This window comes from Rhodanobacter sp. MP1X3 (genome assembly GCF_014207165.1).
In the GTDB taxonomy this organism is placed as follows: domain Bacteria; phylum Pseudomonadota; class Gammaproteobacteria; order Xanthomonadales; family Rhodanobacteraceae; genus Rhodanobacter.
Genome location: NZ_JACHCO010000012.1, coordinates 1 through 20,728 on the forward strand (window position 1 = coordinate 1; position 20,728 = coordinate 20,728).

The window sequence follows — 20,728 nt, forward strand, 5'->3', positions numbered from 1 at the left end:
AGGCTGACATTGCCCCCCTTGAGCACCGCACTGCCGTTGACCTGCAGCAAGCTGTGCGCACCGGTGGGATCGATATAGATCTGGAACTGCGAGCCGGGGTTGAAGGTGACATTATGCGTGGCCGACATCACTTTCGCGGCGGCGGCCGCATCGCCGATCAGCAGGTTGCCAAAGACGTTGATGCCGCCCACCCGGCCGGTACCTGACAGTGTTGTGCCCGCATCGACCTGCACGTCGCTGGTGATCGTGCCGTCCACCTGCAAATCACCGGACGCGACCTCGGTGGCGCCGGTGTAGGTATCGACGGCGGTCAACGCCGTGGTGCCGCTACCGCCTTGCAACAGACCGCCACTGCCGGAAATCACGCCGCTGAAGATGGCGTTATCGGAGCGATCGAAAGCGAGGATGCCTTGATCCACGATATCGCCCAGCACGCTACCGCTGCTGCTGCCAGCGCCTAGCTGCAGCGTACCGTCGCTGATCGTGGTGCCACCGGTGTAGGTATTGGCACCGCTCAACACGAGCGTGCCGCTGCCGATCTTGATCAGACTGCCTGCACTGCCACCGCCGATGCCGCCATCCGTGATGGCGCCAGCAAACACCGTGGAGTCCGCGGTGCCGACGGTCAGGGCATGACTGCCCAAAGCAATGACACTAGCGGCGGCGCCGCTGAGATCCTGCAACGTCTCCGCACTTGCCTGGGAGATATCCAGCGTGGCACCGGTACCGGTCAGGGCGACACCGCTGCTGGACGCAAGGCTGCCGGCAATGCCACTGCTGTTGGTGCCGAGATACAGTGTGCTGCCGGTGCCGATCGTCGTGGCGCCGGTATAGGTGGTGTTTTCCAACAAGGTCAGCGGCAGCGCACCCATCTGCGTCAGTGCGCCACTACCACTGATGTTCGAGAGCGACACGGCAGTAATGCCATCTTGCGCGCCGACGACGTTGTCGACGAGCAGTGTACCGTTGTCGGTGATGCGATCCGTGCTCAGTCCATCGGAGCTCTCGGCCGTCAGCAAACTGCTGTCGCCGCGCGAGCTGGAAAAATAACCGAGTTGACCTGGCGTGCCGATGGAGTTGCCAACCGTACCGTCGCCCAGCTGCAGAATCGTACCCGCATCGATCTGCGTCAGACCGTTGTAATCCCCGGGCTGGGTAAAGATGACATGGTTGGCATTGCTGGCGTTGCCGGTAATCACCACCGATCCGATACCGGGGGTGGACGTCGAGTCGTGATAGATCCCGCCGCCGATCGGTGTATCCAGAGTGACTGTGCCGTCGTAGTCGAAAGCGAGAATGCCGCCGTTGTGCAGGTTAATGTAGCTGGTGTATTCGTTGCCAGGCAGGAAGATTTTGTCGGTGGTGCCATCGCCGAACTGGACCACGCCGCCTTCGATATTGAAACCGCGCGTGCTGGCACTGCCGCGGATGATGGTGTAATTCAGGCTCGAATTCGACAGCGATGGATCGGTTTTCGCGTTTACTCCGCTATCGGTGTAACTGTAGACACCCGACAATACGATCAATCCACCATTCCCGTCGATGTTGATATCGTTGCCGTAATGATTCTGCCATACGTTCTGAGACACCGACATGACACCGGGATTGCCAGACCCGCCGTTGATTGGCGTGTTCAGAATGAACGAGCCGTTGTTGAAAACGAACGACGAATCGGGGATAGCACCGTAAGTGTGATCGGTCCCCAAAAATAGCGTCTGGTTGTTTTCGATGATGGTCGCACCGGTATAGGTGCTTACGTTGGCGAGGTAGGGCGAACCGGTTATCAGGTGCAGCGAACCGCTGCCGCTGATGCTGCCGAGCGAAAACGCAGAACCATCGTTCGCGGCATTGATGGCGAGGGTGCCGTTGTCTTCGATATTGGCGTAGACACCCAGCGAACCCGTTACGCCGTCACCGCCCAGTTGCAAGGTGGCGCCGCTGTTGATGAAAACCTCTGGCGAATTGGGGTTGACGAGGTTGTATATCCAGCCACGAAACGGGGCTCCCGCAATGCCGTCGTAAATTTCGGAATTATCGTTGTAGTAACCCTTTGCTGCCGTGGTCTCCGTAGGGTTGGGCACGGTGAACGTATTGGTGCCGGTCAACACCAAGGTGTTGCTGGCGCCATTGACGGTCAGCGTGCCGGTGCCCGATAGAACGCCGCTATACGTGGTGGTCCCGCTCGGCAAGGCGACAGAATAGGCAGGTCCCTGAAGAACGATATTGTCGGTTCCCGCATCGGCTTGTAAAAGCGCCGTAATGTCGCCGCCGGAGCTGGGTGCGTTGACTGTCGTCTGGGCAAACGCGTCGACGCTGGTAGCTGCCAAGGCTATGCCAAGCATCGCTGCAAGTCGCTTTCTGACTGGCTCGCCATGGCCGGACTTTTCTCTCAACCGCCGACCGTCATAGCCGCCACCGACAATGTGCTTCATCTGCTCGTCCCCTGACCTAGATTTCTCAATAAAGATGTCAGGGGAGTCCTGCGACAAGCCAAGGCATCAAGAGTCCCGAACTTCGGTTCGGAGCCTCTGACCTTTGCTCTTATCCAGCGATTGCTTGCGATGTCCCCCACATCGATCTGGCGCATCCTGCGATGCCGAAAGATCACCTACAATTATGAAATCGCGTAAGGCGATTCATATTTTTCCAACTTGGGGTGTCCGCGTCAATTCCAGCTTGCCGAAGTCCGGTTTTCCCTACCGCGACCTGGCCCGCTTTTTCGAAGTCACTTCGATACGACGGCCCGCTCGGCCGCTGGATGCGTATGGTCGTGGATCCCGAATCAGTTAGCGGTAGCGAAAGCATGGCAAGAGTTCGACGACACCTGCCCCATGAACGCTTCCCCGTTCTACGACCAAGCGATTGACGTCATGAAAGAGTTGTTCAAGTTCACGCCCATGGTGTGCGATCGAAGCCTTGGCGCTCGTGAGCCGACCTGAAAAAAACTGATCCAGATCGATTGTTCATAAACTATGACCAAGGAGATTTGGACCATGCCCAAGAAGCGATTCAGTTCCGAAGAGATCATTCACGAGCTGCGGGAAGCCGAGGTGCTGTCAGTACAAGGCCGCACGATCGCTGAGATAAGTAGGCAGCTGAGTGTCACCGAGCAAACCTATTTTCGTTTGCGTAAGGGATACGGGGCCTGAAGGTAGACCAGGCCAAGCGCCTAACGGATCTGGAAATGGAGAATGCGCGGCTACGTCGCGCACTTTCGGATGCAGTGAGCGCTTCAGGCGCCGTAAAAGCCCTCGCGCTCACTAGGCTACGCGAGGTTTCGAAAGGCTAGCAGCACGCCTGCTGGACATGACGTCCACGCTCGGCGAGCTCAATGTGCGATCTCGCGACTTTCAATGATCGGCGCGGCCATGGGCAAGGTAATGATGTTGTAAGCGCATTGTAATCACTATGATAAATAATCGCCGGCGGCGCGCCGACTACGGTGCGTTATAACCACATAAACAGGGGTGTAGCGAGTCATGAAACGACCGATGAGGTGTGGATGGCGGCTGATGTTGATCGCCGTCATTGTGACAACCGTGGGCCTGGCCGGTGAGGCGCAGGCGCAGGCGATTCCCAGTCAGACAGATTTGACGACACTTGCGAATGACCAGTTCACGAAGGTCCAGCAGCTGACGAGCGAAATCGCAGGAATCGGCGCATTTCGAGCGGACACTCGCAATGTCGTGATGCTGCCGGCAGAAATGGCAGCGGCCCGGGGAAATATCGAAACGAAGCTCCGGACGGAACTGTCAGGCGGGCTGGTTGACGTCAAGCTGAGCCAGTTCACTACCGACGGGCTGGCGAGGCTGGGAGAGGAACTCGGAACACGGGCAGGAAGCCACATTCCCCTACAGTATGGGTTCTTGATGTCCTACGACGCGGCGACGGACAAGTACCTGATCGCGACAGACGCCCCGGCTAGCGTCCTCGTCCCACTAATGGCCGCACATCCCGGTCAACTTACTACCAAATGGGCGAAGTCAGAAGCAGAGGGCCGCTTCGATGACCAAGCTCCGTTCTATGGTGCTGCCTCAGTCACCGACGGCAACGCTGTCTGCACAGCTGGGGTTGCCGTCAAGGACAACTCTGGCAAGAGGTACATGACCACCGCCGGACACTGCTTCCAGCTGAACGAGTCAATTACCATCAACGGCAACAACAACTATGTTGGAACTGTCGCGTACCGTAATACTAACCGGGACACCGAACTACTTTATACTAATCCTTATCCCCTAGTTTCCTATTATAACGGCTTCATCTGGACTGGAGGCTACAAAACCAGTCCAGCAACAGTGGCTGTCGCGGGTTCGCAGTACCCGTATGCCGGGCAGTCCAACATCTACACAAGTGGGCAGACAACCTTCAATCAGGGTGGTCGCCAGATCAAGCAGCTCAACATCAACTACTGCCCCGCCGGACAACCAACGTGCGTCTCGGACAATACCGGATTCACGTACTGTTGCGGTACGTTTACCCAGCCCGGCGATTCCGGAGCACCGATCTATGTACTAAATGGATCCCACAAAGCCGTCATAATTGGCCTACATGTGGGCAAGACTTACGATTCTACCGGACAAGTGGTAATGGTCGGAGTAACAATGGGATCGGTATTGCATGCCTACAGCCTCAGCCTAGTGACCCAGTGAGATCATTTCAGTAAGAAGTGTCCGTATTCAAGCGCAATGGATACGCCGCAAGATCCTGTGTCAGGAAGGGTAACTCTCACCATCAGGAAGTTACTCTTCCTGGCACGGACGCCTAAGTAAAATGAGTTCGCTCAACGTCGACTCAAAAAAGCGAAAAAAAAGGCCGGCGAAAAGGCCGGCCTTTTTCTGAAATACGTCTCAGGGTGCGCTTGCTTCGGACGCACTCGAAATATCATCGGCGTTGTTGCGCTTGAACCCATCTTTCGCGATATCGCGTTGCGCTCTATCTTCGGTATGCACAGAGATCAGGATGTTTCCCTCGCGAATCTTGGCGTCATAGCGCTTCGCCTCGAACTCGGGGATGCCTAGGCCAACGAGCGCGCCGACAATGCCACCCGCAGCCGTACCAATGGCCGCGCCGCCAAGCGCCGCTGAGTGGCCACGTGCAACAATCTCGCGCGCTAGCTCCGAATGCTTCCTGGCCGCCTCGCCGATCATGTGCGAGGTCACCTTCACGTCGTGGCGATCCCATAGATCGAGCATGCGCGGAATACCTTCGCGATAACCGTAGGCGAACCAGGTATTGGTAGCGGCGTCGGATGGCACGCTCTCCGGGAAATCGACTTTGGGGAAAGGACTATCGGTGCCTTTGGGCGGTTGGCCGCCTGCTTCGAACTGCATCGAAATGGAAATTACCAGGCGCGCATCGCCGGGCCAGAATTTACCTACAGCGGATGAGGATGTGTTTTGCGTGGACATGGGATGCTCCGTTTTCGCGTGGATGGTGCGGGAGGCGGTGAGCGCCGTGGCAGCGATGTCGCCCGCCGCTGTGCTTGTCCGGATCAAAAACTTGCGGCGACTGACCTGCAGGTCGGTCGACTCGAGGGAGTCAGAGGTGCGCACGATTGGTGTCCCTTATTTCGCGGCTAAGCCGGCTTGTTGCAGGAACGTCAGGTTGTCTTCCAGATGCCAGTCTTCGGCGATGCGCCCATCGGCGACGCGATAAATATCGGTGGCGATGAAGTCGATCACCTGGCCCTGACCCGGCTTGCCCATGAAGCTTCCGGTGAAGTGACCAGTGAAATGCAGATGCGTCACCACGCGATCGCCCGCGACAATCATCTGGCGAACGTCGCAATGCAGATCCGGCACGGCGGTACGAAATGCCTTGGATGCTTTCAATACGCCGTCGATACCTTGCGGCCGACCGTTGGGCAGCGTGTTGTCGAAGAAATTCGACCACAGTGCTGCGAGGGCCATTGCTTCGTCACCGGTATTCCAGAAAGTGTCGTAACGACGGGCGGCGAGGATCTGCGCGGCGAGCGCCTGCTTCGGTAGGCTGTGATCAACGACCAGCACATCCGGCTTCACTAATTCGTCGGTGCCGGCGAAAGCGGGGGCGACGACGGCTGCACCCAGCAGCATGGCCGAGAGCCAACGGACGCCCTGACGAGAGTTTTTTTGCGGTGTAGCGTTCATGGGCTTTTCCTTTAAATGGTCAGTGACGCCGACGGTCGTGGCCGGCTGGAGGGTTATGATGTATTGCCAAAATAGAAAGAAATACGGGCAAGATATGGATAGATCCTTTCCTTTATTTCTATAATCCGGCCATGATCGATAACCTTCCCGGCCTTCGGACCTTCGCGCAGGTGGTCGCGGCGGGTAGCCTGTCGGCGGCCTCGCGCGAGATGGATCTTTCGCTGGCGGTGGTCAGCAAGCGCCTAATGCAATTGGAAAAAGAACTAGGCGTGCGCCTGCTTCAGCGCACCACACGCAAGCAGGTACTCACGGAAGAAGGGGAGCTGTTCTACGCCGAAGTCACGCGGATCCTAGCGGCGATCGACCAGGCCGAAACGGTGATGTCCGGGCGAACAAAGGCGATCGATGGGACGATACGGTTGACGGCGCCTGGCGAGTTCGGCCGCCAATGGATCGCGCCTGCGGTCGCTGCGTTCCAACAACAGCATCCGGGCGTGAGCATTCAACTGCTGCTTTCCGACCTGGTGATGAATCTGCTCGATGCCGGAGTGGACTTGGCCATCCGCTTTGGCAGCCTGGAGGATTCATCGCTGATCGCACGCCTGCTAGCCCCGAATTTTCGAGTGCTTTGCGCCTCGGCGGCTTATTTGAAGCAATTCGGTGTGCCGACGCATCCGGCAGAACTGGTCCATCACCAATGCATTCTGATCGGCGAACACCGCCGGGCCGTGTGGCGTTTCGCAGGAGAAGAAAATCTTTCCGTGCAAGTCGTAGCCGCCTTCACCACCAACGACGGCGGCGCAGCCCATACGCTAGCGCTGGAAGGTGCAGGTATCGCGCGCAAATCGATTTGGGATGTGGGCGACGACATTGCCTGCGGGCGCTTGATAAGGATACTTCCGGATTTTGCGATTCCCGCCGCGCCTTTGAACGCTCTCTATCCCAACAACCGGCACCTCGCACCTCGGGTAAATGCACTGGTGGACTTTCTCAGTGAGCGCTTGGGCAAGGTTCGGCGGTGGGACGCTGCGATGGGCAAGTCAGAATCATCTCGGTGACCAAAGGCATTGTTGGTGAGTTGCATCGCTCGATTTTCGTCCTAACTGCCAAGACGCCTTCTTCCTTATGCTAAACGCCCACCTTCTGGACAGTAAAACCAAAAAATGTGGACACCAGCACCAGACAGTCATGCCACGTCAACTGCCCGCGATCGCGCTCGTCCTCCGCCGAGATGCTCGGCAAAAGATGCGGAAATATCCACCTCTGCGCGATCTGGTGCTGACGATGCGTTACGACTTCAGCGTGGTTAGTGGAATGCAGAACACGTTCGAGACATTCAGATCGCTGACGAGTGACGTCCTGCTGCTGAGTGATACCAAGAGCCCAGCGTATCTTCGCAAATCGTCCATCGCTCTTGAGCGAGTGCTACCGAAGTCGCGGCGAATCGAGTTCAATGGACTCAATCATTCGGGCCCATGGAATGTTGACCGTGGAGGGAAACCGAACACCGTAGCGAGGGCGATGCGAGAGTTTTTCAAGGCGTAAACTCAAGCGTAACTGCCTCGCACAGGAGCCGGGATATTCGCCGCCGGAGCTGCCTCCGGTTCGCGAACTGCCATCTCGATGCGTGACCTTATCGCCATATTGTAACGACCTAAAGTAGAGTGCTCAGCACTGGGAAGATCAGAGGGCGCGCCTGACCATGAAGGTCGACAAAAAGCTAGTTCACTGATTTAGATACGCGTGCGGACCATCCAGTTTTCTGCGGCCCTTGTGCCGAATTCGGCTGCAGTGAACGTCGTTTCACACGGTCTCACTTGCCGCACCTTGCCATGAGTCAGCCGTTATCGGCCCGGCCTCGGCGCTACCGTTCGTCCGCTGTGTTTCGTCGGCAGCAGTTAATGTTTGGTCGCTGGAACCGTTGCGACGATTCGACCCACATCCGCGAGGACTGCCTTGCTGGCAGCGGCATTCGACGATTTGCTCATGTAAAGCGCGGTCACCAATAAGGGATTCTGACCGGGAGGCGTGATGATGGCGATGTCATTGCTGGCGTTACTGGCGGCACCGGTCTTGTCGCCTATTTGCCAGTTAGATGGCAACCCTCTTTTAAGCGACTGCGCACCGGTCTGGTTAAGCGCGAACCAGCTTGCCAGTTTTTGCCGAGAGTCCTCCGAGAGCGCGTCACCCAAAAGGATCTTCTGCATGGTCACGAGTATCGACCACGGCGTGGTCGTGTCGTCATCACCCTGCTGATGGCCATCGAGAGGCTCGTAATGGTCAAGCCGGGTCATGGTGTCGCCGAGACTGCGCGCATACGCGGTTACTGCCGAGGGGCCGCCGAGAGTGTCCAGTAGCAGGTTGGCCGCGGTGTTGTCGCTCATGATCATCGCCGCCTCGCATAGCTCCTGCACCGTCATGCCAGGCGGCCCGATGTTGAGACCTGTCACTGGCGCCCAGCTCAGGATCTTCGCTCGATCGAATACAATGCTGCGATCCTGGCGCTCTGTTCCATCGTCGATGCGCTTCATCACAGCGGCCACCAAAAGTAACTTAAAGGTGCTGCATATCAGGAAACGCTCATTACCACGGTAGGAGAAGCGCGCTCCCGTACTGGTATCGAGAATCGCCACTCCCAAGCGGCCACCGCTCCTTTTCTCCAGCGCTTTTAACTGGTTCTCTGCATCATGCCCGCCTGCCTTAGTCGTGAAACCTATCGAAGGGGATAGCGCAAGAGTTGCGGTGGCAAGTGCACTGATTTTCAAGAAAGTTCGGCGATCAATCGTTTTCATGTGGAGAGCGAGTGTGGCAGCGTGCGCTTGTAATCGAATTATAGTCGCCCAAGAACCGCGTGAGAACGGTGGCAGAGATAATCTCCGTTGTCGTTATTGTTGAGCATCAAGTATCGAGCCAACGATGACGCTTATTTTCGATTTCCGAATGTCGCTCCCGGGACGTTTCCGAGCGATGGGTATGCTGGGAGCGGCGCTGGTGCTTTTAGCGAGGAAGGAGGGGAGGCTGCAAGCTTGGCCATCACGACGCGCACGGCCGTCTCGAGCTGTCGGTCTTTTCCGGTCTGGCCTTCGTCGGGGGCCGGGTCGACGGCAATGTCTGGAACGACGCCAGCGTTCTCGATCAGCCAATGACCGTCGGTCGAGGCGAGTGAGTCTTTGGGGATGGTGATTTCAGTGCCGTCGATCAGCGAAAAGTCTCCATTGATGCCCTGCACGCCGCCCCAGGTTCGCTGTCCGACGACCGGTCCAAGACCGAAGATTCGGAAAAAATACGGAAATTGATCGCCATCCGACGCCGACTCGGCGTTGGTCACTACCGCCATGGCGCGCGGGGCGACGAACAGCGGCAGCGGCGATACGGCACCCTCGCGGTTGACGAATGTTCCAGCGCGCACACGGCGAAGAATATTCAGTACAGCTTGGCTAGTGTAGCCGCCACGATTCCAGCGCACGTCGATGATGAGGCCGTCTTTATCCAGCTGCGATTGCAGCTGTCGGACCAGATCCTGCGAACCTTTGGCACTAAAATCCGCGACGAAGATATACCCGATCCGGCCGTCTGAAAGTTTGGCGACCCGTGCGCGGTTTGTTTCCACCCAGTCGTGCTGCCGCAGATCGATATCTTCGGAAACCGGTGTGATCCGGACTTCATGGCCGGGGCCGCTTGGCTTGCTGGCGACCGTCAGCGCAATCGTTCCTTGCTTGCCGGCGAGCAGGCTGTCTGGATCAGTGGGCGTGCGCAAATCGACATCATCGATGGCAAGGATATAGTCGCCGGCTGTTACATGCACGCCCGGCCCATCGAGCGCAGGCGCATTCAGCGGACTGCGAAAACGCGGTCGTGTCGGATCACCAGCATAGACGTGTACGACACGATAGCGACCGCTTCGTTGGTCCGCTTGCAGATCTGCACCGAGCATCGGCGTATTGTCTGGTGGTCCTATATCTCCGGCGTCGAGGCCATCGATGAAAGTATGCGAGGTGGCGATCTCACCTTGCAGCTGGCGCAGCAGATAAAACATGTCGTCACGCGAGCCGGTCAAGGGAATCAGCTTCGCATAGGCGTCGTGGACGGCCTGCCAATCGCTTCCGTTCATCACGCGGCTAAAGAAAAGATCCCGATCAAGCCGCCACACATGCTCGAACATCTCGCGCCATTCGGCACGGGGATCGACGGTGACCGTGAGTCCGGCCAGATCGACCGTATGCCCATCGTCGCGCGCGTCGACGTTACTTACCCGCCAAGTTCCATCGTGCTGGGATAAAACGGTGCGCCCGTCCGCGGCGACTATTGCGTTGTCGAAACCACGAAGCACTACACGCGTGTGTCCGGACCCGATCTCGAACGCGTCCAAGGTAGCGGCCTGGTCGGGATCTTCTCCGGAAAGCAAATCAGGTGGTCGCGCTTCGTAAAACAGCGTGCTGTTTCTCACCTGCAGAGACACGATACGCCCTGCGGGTACGGGCAGGGCGACCGCGCTGCGCATAATCGCTTCGGGATCGCTAGCGGCATTCGCCAGCGATATGCCGTAGATGCCGTCCGAGTTCAGCGTCGACAGCGTCGCTTCGTCGCCGCGATCCGAGGTAAAAGGGCGCTCGTGACGCTGGGATACGAAGAAAAGCGTCTTGCCGTCGAATGAAAAAGCGGGAAGCCGATCACTTTCGAGGTTGGAACTGATGACGACGTCACGACCGGAGGCGTTCTCGCGCAGGTGCAGTGCCTTTTGACCCGAGGCGCGCGTGGTGCTGTAAGCCAGCCAGCGGCCGTCGGCGGAAAAGGTGGCGTCGCGAATCTCGGCGATGGGATCGTGGGCGACTAATTGGGTTGCGCCGCCAGTCAGCGGAACCCGCCAAAGGTCATGTTCCGCCGAAGGAACGATCAAGGAACGCTCATCTGGCGAGAAAATAGGCGCGTAAAACACGCCCGTGGCGAAGGTTGTCAGCCGCCGTTCGACCCCACCTGTCGCTGGACGCACCGCCACTTGTTGTGCCGACTCATCTTCGGTGATATAGGCGATTAGCGTGCCATCGGGTGACGTGGCGGGATGATCTTCGTCCGTGCCTTGCGTGGCCGTGAGTGCTTGCGCCGTGCCGCCATCCAGCGGCATTCGAAAGAGATCGCCATGGGCTGCGAAAAACGCTGCCTTGCCATCGGGCGCGATGGCGTAGTTGGGTGCGCTGGTCACATCCTTGGCGCGTATATCGCGTGCTGCGGTCATGGTGCGCGGCGCTGTTTTGGATCCATCGTCCGGCACATTGACTTGGATCGGCTTCAATGTTTCATCGGGCAGATTGATCGCCCAAAGTTTGCCGCCTTGCTGGAAAGTGATGCGTCCGGCTACCAATGTGGGTGAGTCGATGTCGAAATCCGCAAAATGCGTGATCTGCGTTGTCGCGTGGGAATCGAGGCCGTAGCGCCAGAGGTTCAGGCGAAAACTTGGCCCGCGATCGGACAGAAAATAGATGCGGCGCCCCGACCACATTGGTGCGGTATCGGTACCCTTCCAGTCCGTGATGCGGCTTTGGTTGTGGCTGACAGGATCGTAGAGGAAGATGTCCTCGGCCTGTCCACCGATATAGCGCTTTCGACTGGACAGATCGGTAAAGGTGGGCGTGTAGGCGATCGAGCGGCCATCGGGGGCGTAAGCCAGCGAGCCGGATTGTGCTAGTGGCAGTCGCTGCGCCATTCCACCGTCGATCGATACGGAGAAGGCTTGCAATTGTCCTACAGCGATGGCCTTTCGATCCGAAAGGAACAGCACCTTTCGGCTATCGGGTGTCCAGCCGATCACGAGATTGGCGGAGGCACTGACCCGTGCATCGAACGTCAGCCGGCGAGGCACGCCGCCGTTTGGCGCCACAACGAAAACATCCTGACCGCCATGCGTGCGCTCGGTGTACGCGATCCAATGGCCGTCTGGAGAAAACCGTGCCGCATCAATATGCCCTGCGCTCTTCACGATGCGTTGCGCTGTGCCGCCGTGGCGCGGCGCAGTCCACAGATCGCCATGTGCGACAAATGCAAGCTCGCTGACGCTGCTGCTTGGAAATCGCATCAAGGTTTCCGAGCATACAGGCGCACCCACCATCGCCGCGAAAGCCGTGAACAGATAGAACCACGCTCGGAATCTTACGCTGTTCAATTTCCTCATCCTCTTGTCGCGCTAAAGCCTCTGTGACCCGTCGCGCAGTATGGATCAACACGTCTGCATCGGACGACGCCCTACGCATCGTTTCAGCTAGTCGAGCGCGCCGAGGAAAATCTTCGCTCCATTTTCAGTACGCGGACTTATTTGGCCAGGCCGCTCGATGGAACGGTTAGGCGTCATGGTGCAGTGGTTTGCGCATGCTTGACGCTGTGACCTCATAACCTAACGACAGATACAAGGCTTGAGCTGCCGAATTGTGGCCAAAGACGTTCAAGCGGATCGCAGGCAGTTGCATTTCTGCAGCGATAGACTCAAGCGCAAGCAGCGCGGTCTTGCCGTAACCCTTGCGTTGATGATCTGGATTGATACGTATGTTGTAGACGTGGCCTACTCTGGCGGCACCATTGCCAACAACTGCAAACCATACGTAGCCGACCGTGATTTTGGAAGGATCGCGTATCTCGTAAAAAAAGTGATTCGGGGTGTCGATCCCTTGGGGAAGAAGCTGAGCGACCATCGCCACCGCTTTGGCCTGCGCCTCATCTAGGGCCATACAGCCAGCGAGTACCTGGTTGTGAGCATAGGAATTGTTGGCTCCAGCGGCGAATGCGCTGAACATCTCACGTTGCATCGGGACCAGAATGGGGACTGTCATTTGTAACGCCTGACGCCAAGTAAAGCGTATGAAGGTGGTTGATAGGTTAGTTCGCCGATCTGGATGCATGCAGCGACCATTCGGTGTTCTGCGGCCTTGTTTGATCCCCCACTTTCAACTAACGCCAAAAATGTGAAGCTAACGTCAGGCGCCAGACACCTAACCACCTTCGCCACTGCGAATGAGTATTTACACCAGCGCTGCTGGTTGGGTTCGCCAAGAGCGCTGACCAGCGGGGGTTTTCAGCAAATCTCCGCCAACAGAAGACGTTTGATCGAAGATTGTGCCGACCACTGATTGGCGGTTACAAACTCATTCACCAAGGAACCATTCATTCATCGGAGAAGAATTTGCCTGTGGGGCCATCTTGCTTGGCCCAGCAAAGCCATCTCAACAATCTTTGAAGCCGCCTGCTCGACGGTCCGGCTTTGTCGCGGTGATCACGCATCCGTGCTCGGGAGCGATATATCCAGCGCGTTCTGCGGTTAGCAATCCGCCCTGCGATCGCACGGCCCCACCACATCGATCTCCCGAATCGACCGCGATAATCATCAACCGGGTCAACAACCGGTTGCGATGCAGGCAGCGCAGAACAAGTTCGTGGCAATAGGTAAACAATTTATGGGAGCCTCGTCACGTGGATCGCGTCGCTTCGATGGGTGACACGTTTGAGGCTCGCCTCGCCGGTGCCAGCACTGCGATCTGCCCTAACAGCAAAAGCACTACGACACCGATCAGCACATAGACTAGCGACAGCCGCGCAATCTCGAACTGGGTGACCATCCACAGGTTGATACCGATGGCCAGCGCAATGCCGACCACCACGCCGCCCACGCTGATTAAAAGGTTTTCGGTGAGGAAATAACGGAGGATGTCCGAACGCGTAGCACCCAACGCACGGCGCACACCGATCTGCTTACGCCGCTGCCCAACCCAGAAACTGGTTAGGCCAACGATACCTGCGGCGGTGATTGCCAGCAACACCACGCTGATGATGCCCATCAGGATCGCCATGCCGCGATCGCTATCGTAGGCGCGCGCGCGCGCCTCGGCGAAGCTCAGCTCCCCATCTTCGGGATCGATAATGCGCATGAGGTTTTGCGTATACAGCGCCTTCGGCACCTCACGCATGGCGGCGACGAGCTGGCCTGGCCTGGCGCGTACGATGTAGTACAAGCCATCAGAATTATCCTCCTGCAATGGTCGTATCACCGACTGATAGGCGTACGCGGTATTCCACGTACTGACGCTCTGGTTTTGCAGCAGATCGATAATGCCGATGATCGTGCTTGGCGTCTTGCTCATCTCGTAGAACGATTTGCCCAGTGCGGAGCCATCGGGATACAGCCGGTCAGCCAAGGCCTTGGTGACGATGACAACGGGAGACGCTACGTTTTGGCGTGAGCTGATCTGGCCGACTTCGTCGGCTCGAAAATTTCGTCCCGCCAACAATGTTACGCCCAGCGTATCGAGCAGATGTTCGTCACCCAGATAGACATTCGCATCGGTCGTCTTTTCGGTCTGCTCAGGAGTGAGCGTGATGTAGTCGTCCCAGCCGCTGCCACGCAGTGGATAGGAATTGCTGGGTGACACATCGCGTACGCTTGGCAGCCGGCGCAACGCCGCCATGTCGGCCAGTATCTGCGCGTGGGTCTGTTGTTCGGTCGACTGGTTGGCCCATTGATTGGAGATCACGAACACATTGGCCTCGTCGAGGCCGGTGGGTTCGGAAAGATGTGCCAGCCGCTGCTGGATGATGAACAACGCATTGCAGACGATCGCCAGGGTCAGCGCTATCTGCAAGGCAATCAGCCCGACGCCAGCCTTGTGGTGGCGCATGGCGGAGAGGATTGGTTTGATCTGCATGTTGGCGGCCCTCAGTTCGACTTCAGCTGCCAGGCCGGCTGCACGTGCGCCGCGCGCCAGGCGGGATAGAACGCTGCAAGCACCGTGGCGACGATCGCCGTAAGCAACGTCATCGCCATTAGCGAAATATCGAGGTGCGCCAGTCGCGCGATCTGCGGCTGGAACAGCAGCCCGACGCCCAGCATACCCACGGCGGTCAGAGCCAACCCGAGCACGCCGCCGGCCAGCCCCACGGTCGCCGCTTCGATCAGGAACTGTTTGTAGATCTCACTGCGCGCCGCGCCCAGCGCGCGGCGCACGCCGATTTCGCCGGCGCGTCGCATGAACTTGGCCAGCAGCAAGCCAATGGTATTGACTAGACAGATGACAAAGAACCCCAGTGCGACTGTCAGGGAAATACGCGTCTCTCGCGGCACGACGTGTTCGACCTCGAGCCACTGCGTCACGTTGCGCAGGCGCACATTAGGCGCCCACGCGAAGCGACCGGCACGTTGTTGGTCGGCGGCGTAGCTGTCGAGAAACTGCCGGTAGCGCGCCGCATCTGCAGCGCTGTCCAGTTCCACCCATGGCATTGCCCAGACGCAATTGCTGCGCAACCACGCATCACGCGTCGAGAAGTCAATGTTTCCGCGGCAGCTATTTCTGCCATAGGTATCGAACTGCAGATCCATCGCACGGGTAAACGGCAAATAGAAATCCGAAGGATCGTCGAAACTGTTGCCATCGAACGCTGCAAAGAAACGTGGATGCAGATCCCAGTGCCTTGCCACACCGACCACCCGATAATCGTGCCCGTTCAACGTTAGCTCATGACCAACGCTGTCGATGTTGCCGAACACTTTATGGTTGAACGCTTCGCTGAGCACGACAACCGCGGCGCGTCCGTCATCATCGGCTTTGCTCCAGCCACTGCCGTAGCGAAACGGGACCTCGAACATCGGAAAAAAGTCGCCATACACGGCATAACCGTTAGCGCCGATCGGCAGGCTGCGGCTACCGCCTGGCAGAACAGACACATGCACCGCATACAGCAGGGTCTGCCGGCTAGCCTGGTGCGCGCGCATCAACGCCATGGCATCGGTATAGCTCAGCGCCTCCGCCGGTTCGCCCTGCAGATTCTGCTGCGGACCCCAGCCATCGATCTGCGGCGTGAACAGCTGTGAAGATTTGCCCGGAATTGGATTGCCCGATACCGCACGAAATACCGAATAGGTAATCATCGACGCCGCCACGCCGAAGCCGATCGCCATCACCATCAGCGTGGTGAGGGCAGGGTTGCGTCTGAGGCTGCGTAAACCAAGTTCAAAATAATAAACCAGCATCTAATGAACCTCCGTGATGTTTAACGTGTCACTTCGAAAGGTTATGGGCGCGACGCATGCAGGGCCGGAGCCCGTATTGCGCCTTTGCAGTAGAAGCAACGCGACAGCACCGATGGCGAAGTAAACGCTGGTTAGTCGATCCACTTCCAAGGGGATCGCCCTCCACAGGTTTATGCCGATGGCCGAGGCCGCGCCGATCACGAAGCCGGCGGCCGTGATCACCAGATTTCCGAAGTGCTGCGAATCATGTGGTGTATTCCTTACCGCCCATTTGGCGGTCCCGCACAGGGTCCTGCAATCCACGTGCCAAAGCAAAAAAGTGAGGCCTGGCAAAGCTTCGCCGTCGCCGGCGCCTTGCACTCGTGTGTCCGCGGACACCGCCATTAGACCGTCGGACACTATGGCGCGATGCGTGGCGAATACGCGGCCGTGCTCTTCGGAGTGTCGACTCCCCGTAAATCAGTGCCAGGCTAAATCAGAGGTCGCCGGATCGTTTTGCATCCGAAACTCGGCGGGCGTCAGACCGCCGAGGCTGTCATGGGGAATCTCACGGTTGTAGTCGGCCAGCCAGTGCTCAGCGTGTTCACGCACTTCGGTGAGGTTGCGAAAGACGTGCATGTCCAGCACACCGCGCCGGAAGCTGCCGTTGAAGCGTTCGATGAAGCCGTTCTGCATCGGTCGGCCTGGTTCGATGAAGTCCAGGGTGATGCCTTTGCGTTCGGTCCACTCGGCCAATGCCAGCGCGACGAACTCAGGGCCATTGTCCAGACGCAGCTTGGTCGGATAGCCACGCCACGCTGCAATGCGTTCAAGGGTACGAATGACACGAGCGGCCGGTAAGTTCAGGTCGATGTCGACGGCCAGCGCCTCACGGCTGAAATCGTCGATCACGTTGAACGTGCGAAAGCGCCGTCCATCCCACAGGGCATCGGACATGAAGTCGATCGACCAACTGCCGTTGATCCGTTCGCCGGCCACCAACGGCATCGGGTGCCGGTTCGGCACGCGCTTCTTGCCGCGACGGCGGCGACTGAGCTGCATCAGGCAATACACCCGCCACACCCTCTTGTGATTCCACACCAGCCCGCGACGACGGATCAGCTGGAACAGTTTGTCGAAACCACGCTCCGGAAAGCGCTCGGCCAACTCGGCCAGCAACGCGATGACTTTCTCATCTCGATCCGGGCACCGCCGATAACGAACGGTCGAACGCGACAGACCGAGCGCCGTGCAAGCCCGGCGCTCGCTCCAACCATGGCGTTCTATCAGCCACTCGATGAGCGGGCGCTTGTGCGCCGGACCTACAGCTTTTTTGCGATGACGTCCTTCAAGGCATGGTTTTCCATCTCCAGCTAGGCATACATGCGCTTGAGCTTGTTGTGCTCGGCTTCCAGATCGCGCAGCCGCTGCACATCGGCCGCCTCCATGCCGCCGTACTTGGACTTCCACACGTAGTACGTGGCATCGGAAATGCCCAGTTCGCGGCACACATCTTTGACTTGCCGACCACCCTCGACCTGCTTCAGGGTCGTGACGATCTAGCTCTCGGTGAACTTGCTTTTGCGCATCTTTGGTCTCCTTGAGGCTAGTTTGCCCGGAGACCTCTGGTTATGCCTGGCTCAAGTTTACGGGGAGTCGACAGGAGCGAGGCTGCCCCTCCCAACACGCCGCGTTTGTCTGATGTCACGTCAGACGGCGTAGTTCATATTCGTAAGATCCACGATCAGCCCAGGCCCGTTTGGTAGCCTCTCTTGCTCGCGGCAACCGGGCTTAAACTGCAGTTAATGCCCGGTTGTCGAACATGGCGAGCGCGGTATAAGCTCGGCGCTAAACCGGAATGGACTGAATACACGATGCGTATTGTATCGAAATCAATTGAAATTAGAGCTCCTGCAGCGCGCGTATGGCAAGTCCTTACTGATTTCGTGGCCTATCCGGAGTGGAACCCGTTCATGCTGTCCGTGTCGGGCACGCTGGTGGTCGGCAAAAAGTTGGCCGTTCAGATCAAACCGCCCGGTGGAAAGGAGATGGCATTCAAGCCCACTCTAGTCGCGATAGAGCCGGATAGGGAGCTTCGTTGGTTGGGTAGGCTAGTCCTGCCGGGTATATTCGATGGCGAGCATCGGTTCGAGCTGACGGCGCGAAACGGTGTAACGCGCTTCGAACAAAGTGAGCGATTTAGCGGAATCCTCGTGGGATTGTTGGGCTCTACCTTCGAGAAGACTGAGCGCGGTTTCGCGGCAATGAACGAAGCCCTGAAACAACGTGCGGAAAGCTGACAGAAGCAGGAAAATGCCTGCTTCGTTGTCCAAACCACGTGGATGAATGCGCGAGCATCCGAAGCGATCGATTCATGTAGCTTTATCGCGTTGTGCGTGAGCGTTATGTAGTTTGGTGAAGTCGAATTCGCACAGGTCGGTGCTGATCGATCATGTCGTCGAACTCGTGATCGATCAGCATGTCTGCGCGCCGATAGCTTTGCCCGCCGAGCGCCTGGCTCGCCAAAAGCATGTCGATCCCGCTGACGGTAACGGTTAGCCGAAACTCGCCGTCACCGCACAGCGCCTCAAGCGTCGCCGATCCTTCCTCGATTTCGTGGACCAGAGTCCAGGAAAAAACGAGCTGCGGGTTGTGCGCGCGCAACAGCGGCAATTCAATCAGGCGGCGATAACTCGGCCCTGTGTTCATCTCCACTTTCTCCAGCCAGGAGAGCTGAGCACTGACGTTCGCGATTGGGCGCGTCCGCGTTGAGGCGAGGCGAACAATCAGCATGGAGCGGTTCTCGCGGCGAACGAGCACGACGACGCGACTGAACATGAAGCTGGTCAGTTGCTGTGGCGAAGGTAGACAGGTAGCTGGCGTTTCGCAAAAAGCAGTCCTATCCAGAACCAGCACAGATGCCGGCATCAACCGGCGCAGGTGACCAGATCCAACCGGCACGCTGTTCATTCGCACCCAGCACCTGCAATTGAATCCAGGAAGCACGAATTACAGAGCAAGCACGACCGCGTAAGCAGGAATGGTACGAAGCGCGCGCCGACTGTAGAAGCTCGCGAAGTGCAGAGGTTCGCCACGGCTTAACGGGCGCAGAAGCTGTCCACCGATCAAGTAGCCGCTCAATGCAAAGAACAAATCTACTGCCATCCAGCCCGTATTTTGCAGACCCGAGAAGCCCGGTCCCAACCCTGAGGTTTCCCCACGAATCTCCTTACTCAATCAACACGTTGCACGAAGATTGAAGGAACAGTGCGCGCATGATGCGGTCATTCCTCACGGGTTACGAAGCCAGAGGAGACCACACCATGCGCGCTACCGAAGTAGCGCAAAAGTGTCTGCGCGACGCACTCGGTTCGATGCATGCGTTGCGTAGCCGTGTGCTGTTGCGCGCCGTCGAGGCGATGATCCACGGCAGCCGCCTGACGCTGATCGATCTGGCGCGCTCATGGCCTGACGCTGAGCGCGTCCGTGCGCCGCTCAAGGCACTCGATCGACTGTTGGGCAACCGTCATCTGCATATTGAGCGCGAGCATGTCTACAAGGACATGGCTCGTTGGTTGGTGCGGAACAAGCAACCCACCATCGCCATCGACTGGTCGGATCTGAAGGCCGACCGAAGCTGGCATCTTCTGCGCGCAGCGATTCCAGTGGGTGGCCGTTCGTTGCCGATTCTGGACATGGTGTTTCCTACCGGGCAGCAGGGCTCGCCGAAGGCGGAAAAGCAGTTTCTTCAACGGCTGGCTCAGGTGTTGCCCGACGACGCACACCCGATTCTGGTCACCGATGCCGGCTTTCGCGGTCCATGGTTCAGGGCGGTCGAAGCGATGGGCTGGCACTGGCTAGGTCGCGTGCGCAACACCACGTATCTCAAACCCATCGACGTGCCCGATGAGCCGGATGAGTGGGTGAGATGCAAAGCCATGTACGACCTGGCGGCGCGTGGACCGCGCGACTTTGGTGCCATGGAAGTCGCGCGCAGCAAGCCACTGACGTCGCGTGTCGTGTTGCACGCCAAACCGCCCAAAGGACGCAATCACCGCAATCGATACGGTGCGCCAGCGCGCAATTCCAGTAGCCGCAAAAACGCGCAACGCGAAAGCGAACCGTGGTTGCTGGTAGCCTCCCCATCGCTGAAACTTACGGCGCGACAGCTGATCACGCTATATGGGCGACGCATGCAAATTGAGCTGTCGTTCCGAGACCTGAAATCCCATCGCTACGGGCAGCGTTTTGAAGACAGCCTCACGCGCAAAGGTGCGCGCATCGAAGTGCTCTTGCTACTAAGCGCGATGGCCGCTTTTGCAAGCTGGCTCGTGGGCATGGCCTGCGAAAACTGCGGTATCGACGACTGGCTCGCGCCGTTCCGATCGAAGCGACGACTCTACTCGTTGATGCGACTGGGTCGTGAGGCATTAGTGCGACGGTGGTCGAGTACGCGCTTGAGCGAACTCATCGATCAGCTAAGACACCCCAGTTCACAACTGCTGGATCAACTGGGTCTGCCGGCATGAAAACGTGGGGAAACCTCAGTATTAGATCCCAATATTTTTAAGGTAATTTCACCCGGTGAAACCCCAAACAACGGCTAGCCACGTAA

Annotated in this window: 13 protein-coding genes and 4 pseudogenes; 6 read left to right on the top strand and 11 right to left on the bottom strand. The window is 58.1% G+C overall.

What is annotated here, in order from left to right; translation table 11 throughout:
• The coding region (locus HDE79_RS21250) for an autotransporter-associated beta strand repeat-containing protein (protein WP_184605158.1) at window positions 1–2,432 on the bottom strand (2,432 nt) is incomplete at its 3' end.
• 314 nt (window positions 2,433–2,746) lie between these two features.
• On the opposite strand from HDE79_RS21250, the pseudogene HDE79_RS22130 reads away from it, so the two are divergent.
• The 3 genes and pseudogenes from HDE79_RS22130 to HDE79_RS21260 form a co-directional block, all read left to right on the top strand.
• A pseudogene (locus HDE79_RS22130) lies at window positions 2,747–2,915 on the top strand (arsenical resistance protein ArsH); the annotation flags it as partial.
• Window positions 2,916–2,993: 78 nt separating this feature from the next.
• Window positions 2,994–3,220: pseudogene (locus HDE79_RS21255) on the top strand (transposase); the annotation flags it as partial.
• Window positions 3,221–3,512: 292 nt separating this feature from the next.
• On the top strand, window positions 3,513–4,649 hold the full coding sequence (locus HDE79_RS21260) for a hypothetical protein (protein ID WP_184605162.1): 1,137 nt from the start codon (window positions 3,513–3,515) through the stop codon (window positions 4,647–4,649).
• Window positions 4,650–4,847: 198 nt separating this feature from the next.
• On the opposite strand, the gene HDE79_RS22135 is transcribed toward HDE79_RS21260, so the two are convergent.
• Both HDE79_RS22135 and HDE79_RS21270 read right to left on the bottom strand, forming a co-directional pair.
• Window positions 4,848–5,552, bottom strand: a complete 705-nt coding sequence (locus tag HDE79_RS22135) for a polysaccharide deacetylase family protein (protein ID WP_343206016.1) — start codon at window positions 5,550–5,552, stop codon at window positions 4,848–4,850.
• 12 nt (window positions 5,553–5,564) lie between these two features.
• Window positions 5,565–6,128, bottom strand: a complete 564-nt coding sequence (locus HDE79_RS21270; RefSeq protein ID WP_184605164.1) for an ester cyclase — start codon at window positions 6,126–6,128, stop codon at window positions 5,565–5,567.
• Between the two features lie 131 nt (window positions 6,129–6,259).
• Between HDE79_RS21270 and HDE79_RS21275 the strand changes: the two genes are divergently transcribed.
• Window positions 6,260–7,186 (top strand): LysR family transcriptional regulator, encoded by a 927-nt coding sequence (locus HDE79_RS21275; protein ID WP_184605166.1) that lies wholly within the window; start codon window positions 6,260–6,262, stop codon window positions 7,184–7,186.
• 840 nt (window positions 7,187–8,026) lie between these two features.
• On the opposite strand, the gene bla is transcribed toward HDE79_RS21275, so the two are convergent.
• From bla to HDE79_RS21305, 6 genes and pseudogenes are all read right to left on the bottom strand, one after another.
• On the bottom strand, window positions 8,027–8,920 hold the full coding sequence (gene bla, locus HDE79_RS21280) for a class A beta-lactamase (protein WP_184605168.1): 894 nt from the start codon (window positions 8,918–8,920) through the stop codon (window positions 8,027–8,029).
• Between the two features lie 131 nt (window positions 8,921–9,051).
• Window positions 9,052–12,198, bottom strand: a complete 3,147-nt coding sequence (locus HDE79_RS21285; protein ID WP_184605170.1) for a S41 family peptidase — start codon at window positions 12,196–12,198, stop codon at window positions 9,052–9,054.
• Window positions 12,199–12,460: 262 nt separating this feature from the next.
• Window positions 12,461–12,946 carry a GNAT family N-acetyltransferase gene (locus HDE79_RS21290; protein ID WP_184605172.1) on the bottom strand — a complete coding sequence of 162 codons (486 nt, stop codon included), beginning with the start codon at window positions 12,944–12,946 and terminating at the stop codon, window positions 12,461–12,463.
• 633 nt (window positions 12,947–13,579) lie between these two features.
• On the bottom strand, window positions 13,580–14,812 hold the full coding sequence (locus HDE79_RS21295; RefSeq protein WP_184605174.1) for an FtsX-like permease family protein: 1,233 nt from the start codon (window positions 14,810–14,812) through the stop codon (window positions 13,580–13,582).
• Between the two features lie 11 nt (window positions 14,813–14,823).
• Window positions 14,824–16,134, bottom strand: a complete 1,311-nt coding sequence (locus tag HDE79_RS21300) for an ABC transporter permease (protein WP_184605176.1) — start codon at window positions 16,132–16,134, stop codon at window positions 14,824–14,826.
• A 459-nt stretch (window positions 16,135–16,593) separates the two neighbouring features.
• Window positions 16,594–17,672, bottom strand: a pseudogene (locus tag HDE79_RS21305) (IS3 family transposase).
• A 315-nt stretch (window positions 17,673–17,987) separates the two neighbouring features.
• Between HDE79_RS21305 and HDE79_RS21310 the strand changes: the two are divergent.
• Window positions 17,988–18,413: an SRPBCC domain-containing protein gene (locus HDE79_RS21310; RefSeq protein WP_184605178.1), complete on the top strand. Its 426-nt coding sequence runs from the start codon at window positions 17,988–17,990 to the stop codon at window positions 18,411–18,413.
• A 103-nt stretch (window positions 18,414–18,516) separates the two neighbouring features.
• Here the strand turns inward: HDE79_RS21310 and HDE79_RS21315 are convergent, their stop codons facing one another.
• Together HDE79_RS21315 and HDE79_RS22140 are read right to left on the bottom strand one after the other, a co-directional pair.
• Window positions 18,517–19,083: a hypothetical protein gene (locus tag HDE79_RS21315; protein WP_184605179.1), complete on the bottom strand. Its 567-nt coding sequence runs from the start codon at window positions 19,081–19,083 to the stop codon at window positions 18,517–18,519.
• 42 nt (window positions 19,084–19,125) lie between these two features.
• A pseudogene (locus tag HDE79_RS22140) lies at window positions 19,126–19,320 on the bottom strand (acyltransferase); the annotation flags it as partial.
• 116 nt (window positions 19,321–19,436) lie between these two features.
• Between HDE79_RS22140 and HDE79_RS21320 the strand changes: the two are divergent.
• A complete protein-coding gene (locus HDE79_RS21320) occupies window positions 19,437–20,642 on the top strand; it encodes an IS4 family transposase (protein WP_184605181.1) in 1,206 nt (401 codons plus the stop codon).
• The last annotated feature ends 86 nt before the right edge of the window (window positions 20,643–20,728 follow it).